General features: G+C 62.7%; 14 protein-coding genes. 6 read left to right on the top strand and 8 right to left on the bottom strand.

Annotated elements, in window-relative coordinates; all coding sequences use genetic code 11:
- Positions 1-4: 4 nt before the first annotated feature.
- A complete protein-coding gene (locus EU803_RS04025) occupies positions 5-1,015 on the bottom strand; it encodes a TRAP transporter substrate-binding protein (RefSeq protein ID WP_129679970.1) in 1,011 nt (336 codons plus the stop codon).
- A gap of 52 nt (positions 1,016-1,067) precedes the next feature.
- The gene (locus EU803_RS04030; protein WP_165352767.1) at positions 1,068-1,547 is read right to left on the bottom strand and encodes a gluconokinase; all 480 of its coding nucleotides are present in this window, start codon (positions 1,545-1,547) and stop codon (positions 1,068-1,070) included.
- Between the two features lie 117 nt (positions 1,548-1,664).
- Here EU803_RS04030 and EU803_RS04035 point away from each other — a divergent pair, with 117 nt between their 5' ends.
- Positions 1,665-2,699 (top strand): LacI family DNA-binding transcriptional regulator, encoded by a 1,035-nt coding sequence (locus EU803_RS04035; protein ID WP_129679974.1) that lies wholly within the window; start codon positions 1,665-1,667, stop codon positions 2,697-2,699.
- A 435-nt stretch (positions 2,700-3,134) separates the two neighbouring features.
- On the opposite strand, the gene EU803_RS04040 is transcribed toward EU803_RS04035, so the two are convergent.
- The gene (locus EU803_RS04040) at positions 3,135-4,052 is read right to left on the bottom strand and encodes a LysR family transcriptional regulator (protein ID WP_129679976.1); all 918 of its coding nucleotides are present in this window, start codon (positions 4,050-4,052) and stop codon (positions 3,135-3,137) included.
- 129 nt (positions 4,053-4,181) lie between these two features.
- Here EU803_RS04040 and EU803_RS04045 point away from each other — a divergent pair, with 129 nt between their 5' ends.
- The 4 genes from EU803_RS04045 to EU803_RS04060 all read left to right on the top strand — a co-directional run bounded on the left by EU803_RS04045 (position 4,182) and on the right by EU803_RS04060 (position 7,448).
- A complete protein-coding gene (locus EU803_RS04045) occupies positions 4,182-4,604 on the top strand; it encodes a DoxX family protein (protein WP_129679978.1) in 423 nt (140 codons plus the stop codon).
- Between the two features lie 58 nt (positions 4,605-4,662).
- A complete protein-coding gene (ygiD, locus tag EU803_RS04050; protein WP_129679980.1) occupies positions 4,663-5,484 on the top strand; it encodes a 4,5-DOPA dioxygenase extradiol in 822 nt (273 codons plus the stop codon).
- 12 nt (positions 5,485-5,496) lie between these two features.
- Entirely contained in the window at positions 5,497-6,456 is a 960-nt protein-coding gene (locus EU803_RS04055) for a glutathione S-transferase C-terminal domain-containing protein (protein WP_129679982.1), read from the top strand.
- Positions 6,457-6,758: 302 nt separating this feature from the next.
- Positions 6,759-7,448: a GntR family transcriptional regulator gene (locus tag EU803_RS04060; protein WP_129679984.1), complete on the top strand. Its 690-nt coding sequence runs from the start codon at positions 6,759-6,761 to the stop codon at positions 7,446-7,448.
- 30 nt (positions 7,449-7,478) lie between these two features.
- Here EU803_RS04060 and hutU read toward each other — a convergent pair whose 3' ends face one another.
- The 4 genes from hutU to hutI all read right to left on the bottom strand — a co-directional run bounded on the left by hutU (position 7,479) and on the right by hutI (position 12,763).
- Complete coding sequence (gene hutU / locus EU803_RS04065; protein ID WP_129679986.1) at positions 7,479-9,143, bottom strand: urocanate hydratase; 1,665 nt, start codon at positions 9,141-9,143, stop codon at positions 7,479-7,481.
- Positions 9,144-9,228: 85 nt separating this feature from the next.
- A complete protein-coding gene (hutG, locus tag EU803_RS04070) occupies positions 9,229-10,023 on the bottom strand; it encodes an N-formylglutamate deformylase (protein WP_129679988.1) in 795 nt (264 codons plus the stop codon).
- Positions 10,020-11,558: a histidine ammonia-lyase gene (gene hutH, locus EU803_RS04075; protein WP_129679990.1), complete on the bottom strand. Its 1,539-nt coding sequence runs from the start codon at positions 11,556-11,558 to the stop codon at positions 10,020-10,022. The genes hutG and hutH overlap by 4 nt, the downstream gene beginning before the upstream one ends.
- Positions 11,555-12,763, bottom strand: coding sequence for an imidazolonepropionase (gene hutI, locus EU803_RS04080; RefSeq protein WP_129679992.1), 1,209 nt, complete (start codon positions 12,761-12,763; stop codon positions 11,555-11,557). Before hutI ends, hutH begins: the two co-directional genes overlap by 4 nt.
- A gap of 87 nt (positions 12,764-12,850) precedes the next feature.
- On the opposite strand from hutI, the gene EU803_RS04085 reads away from it, so the two are divergent.
- Positions 12,851-14,206: a formimidoylglutamate deiminase gene (locus EU803_RS04085; protein WP_129679994.1), complete on the top strand. Its 1,356-nt coding sequence runs from the start codon at positions 12,851-12,853 to the stop codon at positions 14,204-14,206.
- A 49-nt stretch (positions 14,207-14,255) separates the two neighbouring features.
- On the opposite strand, the gene EU803_RS04090 is transcribed toward EU803_RS04085, so the two are convergent.
- Positions 14,256-16,070, bottom strand: coding sequence for a family 20 glycosylhydrolase (locus tag EU803_RS04090; protein ID WP_129679996.1), 1,815 nt, complete (start codon positions 16,068-16,070; stop codon positions 14,256-14,258).
- Positions 16,071-16,082: the final 12 nt, after the last annotated feature.

Genomic DNA, 16,082 nt, shown 5'->3' on the forward strand with positions numbered 1-16,082 from the left:
GGCATCAGTTCAGCAAACCAGCTTCTGCGAGGTAAGTGGTCAGCGTGTCGAACACTAACTGCGCATTGTCCGACCGCTCTGCCACTTTCTGCCATTCGCCCAAAGCAATGGTGCGGAATTTGGCGCGCTCTTCAGCCGACCAGTCGTGAATGGTAATCGTGCCCGAGGCCTGAGCTTCGGCAACCGCGGCGATATCAGCTTCGCGCAATGCTGCGACCTGCATTTCGGCAAATGCCTCGACGGACTGTGTCAGCTCTTGCTGAATATCTTCTGGCAGCGCATCCCATGTCGATTTGTTCATCGAAATCTCAACCAGCGGCATTGAATGGAACCCAGGGTAAACAGGGTGCGGTGCCACGTCGTTCAGGCCTTGTGCCTGGTTGGTGGAAAATACGGTATAATCGGCAGCGTCGATCACATGCTTGTCGAGCGAGGTAAACACCTCGGATCCCGGCAGGTTCACCGGAGCAGCACCCGCAGCGGCAAAGACCTGCTGCACGAGGCCTTCGGGCGCGCGCATCTTGAGCCCATTCAGATCGTCAACGCCATCGAGCGGCACCGCTGACACAAAGGCTTCGAGGCCGGGGGTTGTCGCGCCGATGAAATGCAGGCCGTAAGGTTCGACCAGAGTGTTCATCAGCTCATTGCCGCCACCCTCACGCATGAAGGTAAACATCTGCTCGGGTGCGGACCATGCGCCCACAGGGTTGGCAATCAGTCCGAACGCCGGATCCTTGCCCGAGAAATATGATGTGTCAGTGACATGCCCATCCAGAATGCCCGCCGCGATTGCATCCTGCGTCTCGTTATGGGCGACGATGGAATCCACCGGCAACAGCTCGATTGCCACTGCACCGTCAGTCATCTCGGCGACCATTTCGGTCCATTTCTGCTGCAACTCGAAATTCGGGTTGCCAGCCGGATCCGACGACTGAAAGCGGAACGAATAGTCCTGCGCCAGGGCTGAGCCTGCGATCAAGGCCGCGACAGCGGTCATGGTAAGACGTAGTTTCATGGTTTTCTCCCTTGGTGAGTTATTTTGAAGTTTTAGGAAAGGCATCGCTTTACTAGATGAAAGACAGGGCCTGCTTGGTGACGTCTTCGCGCGTCAGCTCAACCCCGATGGTGATGACGCCCGTCCCTTCAGGCGGCTCAAGATCAGCGAATTGGCTGGCAACGAGACTGTTGGGCATGAAATGACTGGGGCGCTGTTCGACACGCTGGCGCAGCAGATCGGGTGTGCCCGTCAGGTGAATGATGGTCATATCGCCGATTTTCGAGCGAAGACGCGCGCGATAGGTTTCTTTCAGCGCAGAACAGGCAATCACGCAGCGCCGCCCTGAGCCCACAACCGCGTCGCCAATCGCGTCGAGCCAGCCGAAACGCATGTCGTCATTCAGCGGCTGACCCGACTGCATATGGGCAATGTTTTCGGGCGGGTGAAACGCATCGCCTTCCACGAAGACGAGGCCGAGATCATTGGCGAGTGCGCGGCCGATGCTCGATTTTCCGCATCCACAGACCCCCATAACCAGCACATGCGTCATGTTTCCCTCCCCCGATGCCAAAACAATACCGATGGCTCGTAATGATAGCGCTATCATTACTTGACAGCGCTGTCATTAGTCAAGACGAATTACATGTCGCAAAGCGTGGAGCGGTGAATGACTAAGGAAAAAAGGGTTACGCTGGATGATGTGGCATCACTTGCCGGTGTTAGCGCAATCACTGTATCGCGCGCGCTGAGGCAACCCGATGTCGTCTCGGAAAAGGTGCGCGCCCGGGTCGAATCAGCGGTGAGAAGGCTGGGATATGTGCCAAATCCGGCGGCGCGGCAACTGGCGTCGGGGCGGTCGAATGTGATCGGTGTGGTTATTCCGTCGGTCACGAACAACGTCTTCGCCGATGTGCTGCGCGGCATTTATGACGGGGTGGGCGAGGCGGGCTATGAAATCCAGCTTGCCAACACACGCTATGCGCCGTCGCTCGAAGAAAATGCACTGCGGCTCTTTGCGAGCCAAAAACCCGCCGGCGTGATCGTGACCGGGTTTGACCAGTCCGACGCCTCCGCCGACCTTTTGGCGGGCCTCGCGTGCCCGGTCGTGCAAATCATGGATCATGGGCCCACCCCGGCGCAAATGTCGATCGGGTTTTCCCATTTTGATGCGGCGGTTGCGGCAACCCGGCATCTGATCGACCAGGGGTATACACGACTGGGGTTTCTCGGGGCGCGTATGGACCCGCGCACGCAGAAACGGTTCAACGGGTTTCGCCAAACGGCGATGCTTGCGGGGGTATATTCTGAGCGCCGGGTGGTGACCACGCCCGAGGCCTCATCCGTGACAAAAGGGGCCGCGCTGCTCTCTGACTTGCTGGCCATTGCACCCGAAGTTGATGCGGTGTTTTGCAACAATGATGACCTCGCGCTTGGTGCCGTTTTCGAAGCCCGCAGGAGGCGGCTTTCGGTTCCGGGGGAATTGGGCATCTGCGGCTTCAACGATCTTGAAATGATGGCCGCCGCCGAACCCCCGGTGACCAGTGTGCGCACCCCACGGCTGGAGATGGGGCGTCGTGCCATCGAAGCCGTCTTGACCTCTCTGGCGGCGGGCACGCGCGACACGGCAGCGATCGACCTTGGCTTTGAGATTGTCGCACGCGAAAGCACGGCGCGGGCGAGCACTTTGTTGTTTCACAAATGAGTGTGCACGCCGCACGCACTGCGCGTGAATTTCAGAAGCCCGACGCAGGCAAGTTCAGTGTCACTTCGCGCGCGACAGCGCCCAGCTTAGATTATGCACCGGCGCAGACTGCGGGTTTATGGGCGCGTCGGCTTACTCTTCCTTATCCACACCATCCAGGGCCGGGTGCAACAGAGCTTGTGCAGGCTAGACACCGAATAACAGGTCAAACGACAACATTGGAGATAGCCAGCATTGATGTAGCGAATGGTAGAAACATAATTGATCGGCTTCAAAGCTTGCGTCGCTCCAGCGAGTTGGCAGCAGAACTGTCAGTTTAACGGGGTCTCCGATCATCTTTGAGGGCGCGCAAGATGGAGAAGGTTAGACGTGGGTCCCGTTCCCTCGGCCACTTGCTCTCGCGAAGGCGTTTTCAAATGTGGCGTAGGTTCATGGCTATGTCAGAGGTGCAGGACGCTGCTGCGGCTGGCGCTTCCGCATGTCCGTGACGGCGAAATCGATCAGCGCGCGCACTTTTCGGGGAAGCGTGCGCCCCTCAAGGTAGACGGCGGCGATGTCGCCGCGTTCCCCGGCGAAACCGTCAAGAAGCCTGACCAAATCGCCGCTTTCGAGCGCGTCGCCCAGTGCGAAGCTTGGGGCATAGGCGATCCCAAGCCCGCGCCGCGCCAGATCCACGGCGGCGCTTGCCGAATTGACGTGAAACCGGCCCTCGATCTGGGTCGCGATCTCGGCGCCGTCGCGGTGAAACGTCCAGCGTCTTGGGGTCTTGCGGTTGGTGTCGACGATGCAGCTATGCTGCGACAGCGCGGCGGGGGTGTCCGGGTGGCCTGCCTGTGCAAGGTAGGCCGGGCTGGCGACCGGCAGGCTTTGGAAGGTGCCCAGCCGCCGGATCTTGAGAGAAGCCATATCGAAACGCCCGATCCGAAACGCAAGGTCGATCCCTTCGGCGGCAAGGTCGCTGAAGGAGTCGCTGAGCCTGAGGTCGATCGTGATCGCCGGGTGCTCTGCGGCAAACCGCGCCAGCATTCCCGCGATATAGACCTCACCAAATGTGATCGGGGCGGAAATCCGCAGGACACCGGACAACCCTTTGGACCCGTCCGAGACCTCGGCCAAGAGGTCGTCGATATCGTCCAGAAGGGCCGGGGCGCGGGACAGGAGATCTGAACCGGCGGGGGTCAGGCCGACCTTACGGGTGGTGCGCTGAAACAGCCTTGCCCCCAGACGCGCCTCGAGCTCGGCGACGTATTTCGAGGTCAGCCGGTTTGAGATGCCCAATTGCGCCGCCGCGCCGGTGAAAGACCCGGACTGCGCGGTTGCGACGAATGCGCGGAGTTGATCGAGGAGGTCCATGCGGAGATTGCGAACAATTTGTGGTTAGTCATTCCAGAGTTTCGCCATTTCGGGGATGATCCGCAAGCGATATGTCGGGGTTCACAGACTTTCCGCCATGCAGGCGGTTAAAGAGGATAGGATATCGACATGACCAACCATACGAACTCTGACTACGCCGCCTTCGCGCTTCGCGTCGCGAGCGGTTCCCTGTTTCTTGCCCATGGCTGGCTCAAGATCAGTGTTTTCACCATCGCCGGGACGGTCGGCTATTTCGAAAGCCTCGGCCTGCCCGGGCTGTTGGCCTATCTCACCATTTTCGCCGAGATCATCGGTGGGGTCGCCCTGATCCTCGGTGTCGGCACGCGGCTGGTGTCGCTGGCGCTGATCCCGGTGCTTCTGGGGGCGACTTGGGTCCACGCAGGCAACGGATGGCTGTTCTCGGCCGAAGGCGGCGGTTGGGAATTCCCGTTGTTCTGGGCTGTGGTGCAGGGGGCCATTGCGGCGCTGGGCGGTGGCGCGTTCGCGCTGAAGGTTCCGGCCCTGCAGAAAACCCTTGGCCAGTTTGCCTGACGATCATGAACCATCGGGCGGCCATATGGCCGCCCGGTCACTAGCGAAAGGGTCCACCATGCGGACATTCTCCCTACAAGAGCTCAAGGATCGCTTTGCGCCGTCCGACCGGATGCCGGTTGTCTTTCTCGGCCACGGAAGCCCGATGCACGCAATCGAAGACGGGCCATTTGGCCGATCCTGGGCGGCGCTTGGCCAGAGCCTGCCGCGACCCGACGCAATCCTCGTCGTCTCGGCGCATTGGATGACGCGCGGGACAACGCTTGTGGATGTCTCGGCCATGCCGCGCACGATCCATGATTTCTACGGGTTCCCTGAGGCGCTTTTCCAACAGCAGTATCCGGCGCCCGGCCAGCCCGAACTGGCGCGCGAGGTGGTTTCGCTGCTGGGCAGCCACCGCGCGGCAGGGGACGATACCTGGGGGCTGGACCACGGGGCCTGGGCGGTCCTGATGTATCTGTATCCAGAGGCGGATGTTCCCGTCTTTCAGGTCTCCATCGACATGGGGCGGGGGCTGGACTACCAGCTGGAGATCGGTCGCGCCCTTTCGGACCTGCGGGACCGGGGCGTCCTGATCCTTGGGTCGGGCAATGTCGTCCACAACCTGCGGGCCATGCGCTGGGGCGGTGCGCCGCAGGACTTCGCGCAGGAATTCGATGCCTTGTTCGCCGACCGCCTTGCCGAGCGGGACTTTGCGATGCTCGCCAATGCGGACGGGCTGGGGACGCTTTTGACCGCGGCCCACCCGACCGTGGATCACTATCTGCCGGCCCTGACGATTGCCGGCGCGTCAGATGGGCGTGACGCGCTGACCTTCATGACCGATGCCATCGACCTTGGATCGGTGTCGATGCGGTCCTTCATCTTTCACCCGAACTGAGGACTGCGCGTCATGCTCGTCGACGGAAAATGGATCGAGAACTGGCAGCCGGTGCAGAAGGCCGACAAGGACGGGCGGTTCGTGCGCCAGACCTCCAGCTTTCGCAACTGGATCACGCCGGATGGCACGCCGGGCCCGACCGGGACCGGCGGGTTCAAGGCCGAGCCCGGCCGCTACCGGTTGTACGTCGCGCTGATTTGCCCCTGGGCGTCGCGGGCGCTGATCGCCCGAAAGCTGAAGGGGCTGGAGCGGATGATCCCGGTGACCGTGGTGAACCCGACCCTGACCGATCAGGGGTGGCAGTTCGGCGGCTTTCCCGGCGCCGGGGAGGATCTGCTGTTCGGGTCGCGCTACATGCACCAGATCTATACGCGGGCCGATCCGGCTTTCACCGGGCGGGCGACTGTGCCGGTGCTGTGGGACACGGCGCAAAACGTGATGGTGAACAACGAAAGCGCGGACATCCTGCGCATGTTCGACACGGCCTTCGAACATCTCGTGCCCTCTGATCTGCGCCTCTATCCCGCAGATCTTGCCGCAGAGATCGACGATCTGAACCCGCGCCTTTACAACCTTCTGAACAACGGCGTCTACAAGGCCGGGTTTGCCTCCTCCCAGACCGCCTATGACGAGGCGATGGACGGGGTTTTCGCCATGCTTGACGCGCTTGAGGGGCAATTGACCGGCGATTTCCTGTTCGGGAACCGACTGACGGAAACGGATATTCGCGCCTTCGTGACGCTGATCCGCTTCGACGCGGCCTATCATGGCCTGTTCAAGACGAACCGGCGGTCGATCAAGGATTACCCGCGCCTGTCGGGCTACCTTGAACGGATAATCAACCTGCCCGGGGTCCGAGAGACGGTGGACATGGACCACATTCTGCGGGGCTACTATTCGATCAAGGCGCTTAATCCGAATGGAATTGTGCCCAAGGCACCCGATCACGTCGTGGATCTGCTGCGGTACTGAGGGGCGCGGCGCATACGGCCCCGAACAGGTGATCCGCATTCCATCTGGCGTTGGCGCGACCGTTTGATCGCGTCCTTTGAATGCAGGCGCGAGCCCGCGGTGCCACCCGGCCCTTTTGTGACAGTCGGAAAGGTGACTGGCCCGTCAAGCTGGACCACGCCATCCTGGGCGGCTCTATTGTCCAGATTTATCCGGTTATGTATGGTCTTAGAAGGGTAGGGGCTGCCTATGCCCGGCCCTGTCTTGGCAGGCGGGCTGATCCATAGACCAAAGCTGCTGTTTTCAAGGGGAAGGTGCCGCCTGTGACCGTGACATTCAAAGACGTCAAGGCAGACCTTCTTGATCAGATCGCGAGTGGCAAGATGCCCCCGGGAAGCCTCGTTCCGAATGAACTGGAACTGGCAGAGGCATATGGTTGTGCAAGGGCCACCGTAAACCGGGCCGTGCGGGAACTGGCGGACGAAGGTCTGGTCGAAAGGAAACGCAAGGCGGGGACGCGCGTGCGCATGGCGCCAATTCGACAGGCCCGCTTTTCCATACCCATCGTCCGGGAAGAGATCACCGCGCAAGGCGCTGAATACCGCTATGCCCTTGTCGACCGCACGGTGCAGGTGGTGCCGGACTGGTTGCGCGTGCGGCTTGATCTGAAAGCCGGCCAAAGCGTGCTGCATCTGGTCTGCATGCATTATGCAGACGGTGTCCCGTATCAGCACGAAGATCGTTGGATAAACCCGGACATCATCCCATCCGCTTTGGACGAGGGGTTTTCCGAGCTTGGGCCGAACGAATGGCTGGTTGCCAAGTTGCCGTTCTCAGACGCCGAGATCAGCTTTGCGGCGATCGAGGCCGATCAGGCCCTGGCGGATCATCTGGGCTGTTCGGTCGGTGACGCCCTGTTCCGGACGGAGCGCACGACATGGCTGCAGGGCACCGCGATTACCCTTGTGCGGCTGACCAATCGGCGCGGCCACAGGGTAACGACGAAATATTGATCGTCACCCTGCGCCATGTCTGCGTGACGTTCAAAGAATGCCCGGCAGGTTCAGGCCGTGCGCGCGCGCGCAGTCCTTGGCGTCCTCATAGCCCGCATCGGCATGCCGCATGACGCCGGTGGCCGGATCATTCCAGAGCACATTCGCGATGCGCCGGTCCGCATCCTCGGTTCCGTCGCAGCAAATGACCATGCCAGAATGCTGGGAAAATCCCATGCCTACGCCCCCGCCGTGGTGAAGCGAGACCCATGTCGCCCCGCTTGCGGTGTTCAGCAGAGCGTTCAGCAGTGGCCAATCAGACACGGCGTCCGACCCGTCCAACATGGCCTCGGTCTCGCGGTTGGGTGACGCGACCGATCCCGAATCCAGATGGTCGCGCCCAATCACCACCGGGGCACTGAGTTCCCCGTTGCGGACCATTTCGTTGAAGGCCAGCCCCAGCTTGTGACGCACGCCCAGACCCACCCAGCAGATCCGCGCGGGCAATCCCTGAAAGCTGATCCGCGCGCGGGCCATGTCCAGCCAGTTGTGCAGGTGCGGGTCGTCCACCAGTTCTTTGACCTTGGCGTCGGTCTTGTAGATGTCTTCAGGGTCACCGGACAGGGCGCACCAGCGGAACGGGCCAATGCCCTTGCAAAACAGCGGCCGGATATAGGCCGGAACGAACCCCGGGAAGGCAAAGGCATCTTCCAGACCTTCGTCGAGGGCGACCTGACGGATGTTGTTTCCATAGTCCAGCGTCGGCACGCCAGCGTTCCAGAAATCCACCATGGCCGCGACATGGACCTTCATCGAGGCACGCGCGGCTTTCTCGACCGCCTTGGGGTCGGTTTCCTGTTTCTCGCGCCATTCGGCGACGGTCCAGCCCTGCGGCAGGTATCCGTGTATCGGGTCGTGGGCCGAGGTCTGGTCGGTGACGATATCGGGGCGGACGCCGCGTTTCACCAGTTCGGGGAACACGTCGGCGGCATTGCCGATCAGCGCCACGGATTTTGCCTCTCCGGCCTTGGTCCAGCGATCAATCATGGCCAGTGCGTCGTCGAGGGAATGCGTCTTTTCATCGACATAGCGCGTGCGAAGCCGGAAATCCGCGCGGGTTTCGTCGCATTCCACGGCAAGGCAGCAGGCGCCCGCCATCACGGCGGCCAGCGGCTGGGCGCCGCCCATCCCGCCAAGCCCGCCCGTCAGAATCCAGCGCCCCCTGAGGTTGCCGCCATAATGCTGTCGCCCGGCCTCGACAAAGGTTTCGTAGGTGCCCTGAACGATCCCTTGTGACCCGATGTAGATCCAGGAACCGGCGGTCATCTGGCCGTACATGGCCAGCCCCTTCTTGTCCAATTCGTTGAAATGGTCCCAGTTGGCCCAATGCGGCACGAGGTTGGAGTTTGCGATCAGAACTCGGGGCGCATCCTTGTGGGTGCGAAACACGCCGACAGGTTTGCCGGATTGCACGAGCAGGGTTTGATCCTCTTCCAGATCCTTGAGGCTCGCGACGATGGTGTCGAAATCCATCCATGTGCGCGCGGCGCGCCCGATGCCGCCATACACCACCAACTCGTGCGGATTTTCTGCGACATCGGGATGCAGGTTGTTCATCAGCATGCGCATCGGGGCCTCGGTCAGCCAGCTTTTGGCGGTGATTTCGGGCCCGGTGGCGGGATAAATGTCGCGGATGTTGTGACGTGGATTGGTCATGGCGTATCTCCCTCGAAATGCCGGAACGTGGCCGGCAATAGTGGTGTCTCAAGCGTCCAACGCGTCCGCGTTGATCTGCGCGACGTCATGTCCGCCCTTCCCGTGCCAGTTGGTCGAGGCGGGACAGGATTTCTGACAGATGGGCACGCAGGCGGTCGGCCTTGCCGGGATCGAAAGCCCATGGCGCGGTTTCAGCCGATAGATAGGTTGATTGGGCCAATTCCATCTGGATGGCATGGATGCCCTCGGTGGGGCGGCCATAGTGGCGGGTCGTCCAGCCGCCTTTGAAGCGGCCGTTCAGGATGCTCGTGTAGCCCTCTGCGCGTTCGCAGATGCCCCGGACTGTGTCTTCAACGACCTGCGAACAGGTCGTGCCCTGATTGGTGCCAATGTTGAAATCGGGCAGGGTACCGTCAAACAGATAGGGGATGCTGCTGCGGATCGAATGGCAGTCATAGAGGATTGCGACGCCGTGCAAGGCGTGCACGCGCTTTAGTTCGGCTTCGAGGGCCGCATGGTATGGGGCGTGAAAGGCCAGACGGCGCGCGTCGATCTCATCGGCGGTGGGCGCGTCGGCCCAAATCGGATGCCCATCGAAATCGGTCGTCGGCACCAGCCCGGTGGTGTTTTGTCCGGGGTAGAGGCTTTTGCCTGACGGGTCGCGGTTGGCGTCGATGACATAGCGGTGGAAGGTCGCCCGCACTGTCGTCGCACCATCGAGCAGCCCATCATACAGCCGGTGAATATGCCAATCCGTATCATCAAGGCCCCGGCCCCGGTCGTTCAACTGGGCGCGGACAGGCTCGGGCAGCCATGTGCCGGTGTGGGGCAGGCCAAGAATGACGGGGCTGTCGCCGCGCGTGACTTCGACGGGGGTCATTGGCCAAGCTCCGGCATGGGGATGCCCGTGACCTGCGAAATCTCACCGCTCCGGACCAGGGTCGCGGCGGTCTCAAGGTCGGGCGCCATGTACCGGTCTTCGTTCAAGGCGGGCACGCTGCGCCGCAGGTGGTCCAGAACATGGATCAAAGGTGCACTGGTCAGAAGAGGCGCGCGGAATTCGATCCCCTGCGCGGCGCACAGCAGTTCGACCCCGATGATGCGTTCAAGGTTCGCCACCATCCGGCCCAGACGCACCGCGCCATGCGCCGCCATGCTGACATGGTCCTCTTGATTGGCCGAGGTCGGGGTGCTGTCGGTCACGCAGGGGTTGGCCAGATGCTTGTTCTCGCTCATCAGCGCTGCGGTTGTCACTTCGGCGATCATCAACCCCGAATTCAGGCCGGGGTTGGGCGTCAGGAAGGGGGGCAGGTCGAAACTTAGCGTCGGGTCTACGATCAGGGCGATGCGGCGCTGGGTGATGGCGCCAATTTCCGCGACTGCCAGCGCAATCATGTCGGCGGCAAACCCGACGGGTTCGGCATGGAAATTGCCGCCGGACACGATCAGGCCGGTGTCGCCAAGCACAAGCGGGTTGTCCGTGGCGGCGTTGGCCTCGATCTCAAGCGTCCGCCCGGCCATGCGCAGCATGTCCATCGCCGCCCCGGTGACCTGCGGCTGGCAGCGAATGCAGTAGGGGTCCTGCACGCGGCTGTCGCCGTCCCGGTGGCTTTCCCGGATATCGGAACCGCCGAGCAATGCGCGCAAGGTCGCCGCAGCTTCGATCTGCCCGGCGTGGCCGCGCAACGCGTGGATTTCAGGCTGCAAAGGGGCGGTCGAGCCCATGATCGCGTCGGTCGACATGGCAGAGGTGACAAGGGCCGCTTGCATCGCGCGCCATGCATCAAACAGACCAGCCAGCGCGAATGCGGTCGAAAACTGCGTGCCGTTGATCAGCGCCAGCCCCTCTTTCGCCCCCAGCGCAATCGGCGTCAGGCCGGCGCGGTTCAGGGCTTCACCGCCCGAAACGGTCTCGCCTACATAGTCGGCCTGCCCATGTCCCATCATGACAGCCGCCATATGCGCCAGCGGCGCCAGATCCCCGGATGCACCGACGGACCCCTGAACCGGGATCACCGGCGTGACGCCGCGCGCAAGCATCTCTTCAAGCAGCGTGACCAGTTCCATTCTGACGCCCGAGGCCCCTCGGCCAAGGCTCAGCAGCTTGAGCACCATCATCAGGCGCGCATGGGCGCGCGGGATGGGCTGTCCAACCCCACAACAATGGGACAGGATCAGGTTTCGTTGAAGGGTCGCCGTATCTTTTGCCGCAATCTTGACCGAGGCGAGTTTGCCGAAGCCGGTGTTGACGCCGTAGACAGCCGCATCGCCACTTGCGGCCGCGGCGATCTGCGCGGCGGCCCGGGTGATCGCGGGGTGACAGGCCGGGTCCAGCCGAACGGCGGCCTCTTCCCGATAGACCCGCTCAAGGTCGGTCAGTGTTGCAGCACCGGGGGCAAGAACGACTGCGGTCATTGGGTGGCTCCGAAAATGCGAGAATGCAGCGGGTTGAATCCCATTCGGTAGGAAAGTTCGGCTGGCTCCGCGACGTTCCAGACAGCCAGATCCGCGTATTGGCCTGCGGCGATCGTCCCGACATCCTGCAGCCCAAGTGCGCGGGCGGCATTTACCGTAACGCCCCTCAGCGCTTCCTCTGGGGTGAGGCGGAACAGGGTGCAGCCCATGTTCATCGCCAGCAACAAAGAGGTCAGTGGCGACGAGCCGGGATTTGCATCGGTTGCCAGGCCGATGGGCACGCCATGGTCACGCAATGCCTGCACCGGGGGCATTTGCGTTTCCCGCAGGGTGTAGAATGCCCCGGGCAGCAACACCGCGACGGTCCCGGCCCGAGACATGGCCGCCACCCCGACCTCGTCGAGGTATTCGATATGGTCCGCCGACAATGCGCCGTAGCCTGCCGCCATTGCCGCGCCGCCAAGGTTCGACAATTGCTCTGCGTGAAGCTTGATTGGCAGGTTCAGCTCTTTGGCGACATCGAAGACGCGGGCGATCTGGGCGGGGGAAAAGGCGATCCCCTCGCAGAACCCGTCTACTGCATCGACCAGACCTTCTGCCTGCGCCGCGCGCAGGGCGGGAATGCAGACCTCGGTGATATAGTCGTCGGCCCTGCCTTTGTATTCGGGCGGGACCGCATGGGCGCCAAGGAAGGTGGTCTTCACCCGCACCGGGCGGTTCACCGTGATGGCGCGGGCGACCCGGAGCATCCGCAACTCGGTTTCGATATCCAGCCCATAGCCCGACTTGATCTCAAGCGTCGTCGCGCCCTCGGCAATCAGGGCATCGACCCGGGCAAGGGCATCGGCAAGAAGCGCGTCCTGGGTCGCTGCCCGCGTGGCATTCACGGTGGAAACGATTCCGCCGCCCGACCGGGCGACCTCTTCATAGCTTGCGCCCTTCAACCGCATTTCGAACTCGGCCGCGCGATTGCCGCCATGAACCAGATGCGTATGGCAGTCGATCAGCCCCGGCGTCACCAATCTGCCCTCCAGATCAATGGCTTGGGCGGTTGCCAGATCCTGTGGGAGGTCGCCTTGCGCGCCGACCCAACGAATGCGCCCCCCGTCGATCACGATCGCCGCGTTCTGAATCAGCCCGTAGGCCTGATTGCCGGTCATTGTGGCAGCGGTCAGATTCGTCAGCAGTCGGAGTGTGTCTGGCATCGTGGGGGCCTCCAGATTCTGCTTTTCTCTTACTTGCGGCCCCTTTATATGTCTAGACATAAAGACGTAAAGAGCGGGTATAACCTCATGATCCATGCGAAGCAGGCGCTGCTGGCCAAAGGGTGGGCCGAAAACGTCAGGGTGACCGCAGAGGGTGGTGTCATCGACGGCGTCAAAGCAGATACCAAGCCCGCCGCCAGCGACGTGATGGTCGACACCCTCTTGCCTGCGCTCGGCAATCTGCACAGCCATGCGTTTCAGCGCGCAATGGCGGGTATGACTGAATTTCGTCAGGCCGGGCGCGACAGTTTTTGGACGTGGCGGGAACTGATGTACCGCTTCTCGGACCGTCTGTCGCCAGAGCAGATTCAGGCGATCGCCGCGCAGGTCTATGTCGAGATGCTAGAGGCGGGATACGCCAGCGTGGGGGAGTTTCACTATGTCCATCACCAACGTGGCGGCGCCCCATATGACAACATCGCGGAACTGTCCGAGCGGATCTTCGCGGCGGCTGCCCAGACCGGGATCGGCCTGACGCATCTTCCGGTCCTATACAGCTATGGCGGGGCGGGTCAGGTCGCGCTGAATGCCGGACAGATGCGGTTTGGAAACGATGTGGATGGCTTTTTGCGGCTTGTCGAGAAAGCCAAAGCCGCACTCGGTTCCCTGCCGCCGGATGCCAGGATCGGCATCGCGCCGCATTCCTTGCGCGCCACGTCGCCAGAGGATCTGGCCCGCGTCGTTGCGCAGCAGACGCAGGGGCCAATCCATATCCACATCGCCGAACAACGTCGCGAAGTGACGGATGTCGAGGCGTGGCTGGGCGCGCGGCCCGTGGAATGGCTTCTTGATCATCACGCCGTCGACGACCGATGGTGCCTGATCCATGCGACGCATATGACGAAAGCCGAGACGGGTGATCTTGCCAGGACCGGCGCAGTTGCCGGGCTGTGCCCGGTGACCGAAGCAAACCTTGGCGACGGTCCTTTCAACGGGTCAGACTTCATCGCGGCAGGCGGGCGCTTTGGCGTCGGTTCGGACTCCAACGTCAATATTTCGCTGACGGAAGAGTTGCGCATTCTGGAGTATTCACAACGCCTGCGCGACATGAGCCGCAACGTGCTGGTTCCGGGCCAAGGGTCCGTCGGCGAATTTCTCTATACTTCGGCGGCGCGAGGAGGCGCGCAGGCCCTTGACCGGAACGCCGGTGTTATCGCGCCGGACCGCCTTGCGGATCTGGTTGCGATCAATAGTGCGGCGCCCTCTCTGTGCGCGTTGTCCCGCGATCAGCTGCTAGATGGGTTGGTCTTCGCGGCGAAGGATACCATTGTGACTGACGTATGGAGCGCCGGCAGGCACGTTGTCCAAGCAGGGCGTCACATCGCGCGCGATGTTGTTTTCGAAGCCTACTGCGCGGCGATGAAAGGCTTGCTGGACGGCTGATGCAGAGCCGCAAAGTCTCGGGTCCGACAGAGGGACGGCCCAATCGCCCCTATCCTTCGGCCGCCGCCCATCCCAAGGTCTTCCACAAGCTATCGTAGCAGGTCGCGAGGCCACGGAGCATTTCCGCTGACGCGGTGCCCTTGGCCTGCCACCCCATCGTGGCGACCCCAAGGATGCGTGGGGCGAGCATCGGTTCCATTTCGGTATCGCGGGTGGTGAATTCCGACCAGAACGTGCCCTGAACCCCAATGATGTTGGCCTCAAGCTCTGGTTCGTCGGCGGGCACGGGATCCCAGTTGATGGTGTCCTCCAGCCCGATGATCGCGGCCCAGCTTGCACCCCAGTCGTCGGGGTCACCTGTATGCGCCATGTCGAGGTAATGGTGCTGGCCCGGTGTCATCACTACCTTGTAGCCATCCCGTGCCGCCGCGATCCCCGGACCCTGGCCGGTCCAGCTGAACAGGATCGCGTCGTTTCCGATGCCCTGTTTGCCACGCGCCGCTTCCTCCCACGCAGCGGGGGTCTTGCCCATGTCGACAAGCCGGCTGGCAAGGCGGTTCATGGTCCAACCCTGAAGATCGTCGGTGCCGTCCAGCCCCTCGGCCTCCATCAGCTTGCGCGCGGCGGGCGACCCGCCCCATGTCCCGTGGGGCAGTTCATCACAGCCCAGATGAAGGACGGAGAAGGGGAAGATTTCGGCCACCTCGTCGGCCATCGCCTCCCAGACCCGCCAGCTTTCGGGTTGGGCCGGGTTCATGACGTTTGCGGGATAGCCCTGCACCGACACCTCGGCCCCGTTTTCCAAGGGGTCACGGGTGTCCGGAAAGACCCGCGCCAGGGCCAGCGCATGGGCGGGAACCTCGATCTCGGGCATGACTTCGATATTCAGGGCGCGGGCATGGGCGACGACACGGTCTGCGTCGGCCCGGGAATAGCTGCCGCCAGACCGGATGCCGCCGCCGAAGACGCCGGGAATCAATTCACCCTCGCCCCGGTAGTGGGTTGCCGACAGTTCCGGCAGGCTGTCCAGTTCCAGCCGGAATGCCTCGTCATCGGCGAAATGCCAGTGGAAGCGGTTCAGCTTGAGCAGGGCCATCAGGTCCAGCAGTCGCAGGATCGTGTCGACGCTGTAGAAATGCCGCGCGCAATCAAGATGTTGGCCGCGCCACTGGAAACGGGGCGCGTCGCTGATCGTGCCGCAGGGCAACTGGCCGTCATGGGTGTGGATCAGCGTCAGCAGGGTCACCGCGCCGTAGAATGCCCCGGCGCGGTCGGCATGCCGCAGGGTGATCCCGTCGGGCGCGATGATCAGGTCATGGGCCTCTGGGGCAAGGTCGGGCGCGTCCTCCAGCCGGAGCGGGACGCCACCGGGCTGGATCAGGGGGGGCATGCCGCAACGCCGGGCCAGCGCATCGGCGGCGGCGATCGGCTCGGCGGTGTTGTCGATGCCGCGACACGCGAGGGTTTCGCCGGTCAGGCTGGCGTCTCGGGGCTGGGGGCACAGCCGCAGCACGGGCAGGGTGCCGCCCCATGCCTTGCCAGACCGCCGCACCCCGGCGGGCAAGGCGGGCAGGGGCAGGGGGCCTTCGGCGGTGCGCAGATAGGGGCCAAGAGTCAGCCACGCCCGGTTCGCCGGGGCGTAGTCCGGGTTTTCATGGGCGATGGTCAGCGTGTGAGGCCGTCCCGGAGCAAGGTCGGGCAGGGCGATTTCGGTATATCCCCCAAGGCTATGAACCCGGGTTCCCCCGTCGATCACGACCATCGGGGCCATGCAGGAAAAGCAGAAGACCGGGGCCGTCAGCGCCCGGTCGCTGGTGATCGTGCAGCGGATTGCGGTCCCGTCGATACGGGCGTCGAATTTCATGTCTTGTCCCCC

Source organism: Loktanella sp. IMCC34160 (genome assembly GCF_004145845.1).
In the GTDB taxonomy this organism is placed as follows: domain Bacteria; phylum Pseudomonadota; class Alphaproteobacteria; order Rhodobacterales; family Rhodobacteraceae; genus SELP01.